This window comes from Vibrio sp. 2134-1, from assembly GCF_033339495.1.
In genome coordinates this window covers 1-969 of sequence record NZ_JAWOUS010000170.1, presented here as the reverse complement: position 1 = coordinate 969, position 969 = coordinate 1, and the positions used below count along the sequence as shown (strand labels likewise).

At 40.0% G+C, this 969-nt stretch carries 1 protein-coding gene and 1 pseudogene; both read right to left on the bottom strand.

Features of this window, described 5'->3' with window-relative positions:
* Nucleotides 1–252: pseudogene (locus tag R7R78_RS24705) on the bottom strand (hypothetical protein); the annotation flags it as partial.
* Between the two features lie 116 nt (nt 253–368).
* Nucleotides 369–800, bottom strand: a complete 432-nt coding sequence (locus tag R7R78_RS24700; RefSeq protein ID WP_225474446.1) for a ferritin-like domain-containing protein — start codon at nt 798–800, stop codon at nt 369–371.
* Nucleotides 801–969 lie beyond the last annotated feature (169 nt).

The following is a 969-nucleotide window of genomic DNA, read 5'->3' as shown; positions in this document are numbered from 1 at the left end:
ATGCATGTCTTTATAATTACCGAGAGTAGCAATTCCCGTTTTGTTGGCGTGTTCTGCGATAAAGTCGTCGCCATTTTGATCAAAAAATAGATCGACCATTTTTTTGATCATCACTTTTTCTATTTTAACGAACCGATAGGCTGATCGAGCAATATTCATATGTGAATGAGGATCGACAAGCGGTAAACACGTTTGGCGATGGTGCGCCATTTTAATGAGTAATTCCCTTACTCGCGTATTATTCAATGTCATACTGACCTCTTTTTCAGTATTTCAGCATTATGCTTTGGTATGTGTGAATATTCATCAATGGTTCTGAATAAGAATGGCCAATAATGTTGACCATTCTTTTTAGGGTTATTTATCGATTAGCTGATCAGGCTAATATTGCTGAGTTTTTCTTTACAGCTTTTGATGTCACTGCGCACTTTGAGTAGCACGGCGTTATCTGCTTGCTCTGGCTGCGCGGTGATGACGTTTTCGATCTCTTTCAATACCTTACTTTCCACGCCTTCGAGCTGTTCCAAGTACATCGATCCTTTGTCTGACGACACTTCTTTCATGACGTCACTGTATACTTCGCGTGCCCTAATGGTGTAAGACACGGGCGTGTCGTCGGCAGTTTGAGGATTCGCAATCGCATAAGGTTTCAACTCTAATGCGGCGTGTTCTCGTACATGAACCAGATCCTGCAATACATGGTTTAGCGATGTGTTGTCGATGTTATCAATCGCTTTCTTGTAAATATCATTACCGCTGTGAATAAGCTCAATGATTGAGGCGATGTTTTCATTTCTCATATCTTCTCCTTTATTTTACTGCGGTTACTTTATTGCAGTGTTTAAGCGCAACTTATATTGCGATGCCTTAGCCATTAAATATGACCAATATTTATCACGTGGCATTTTATATCTAGCATTTTGTATGCCATGAATATTGAGTGCGAGTGATGCCAGACAATATAAGGAG

What these genes read in the sequence shown, in the direction of transcription:
- R7R78_RS24700 (WP_225474446.1), bottom strand. Translation starts at nt 800, where the DNA reads ATGAGAAATGAAAACATCGCCTCAATCATTGAGCTTATTCACAGCGGT.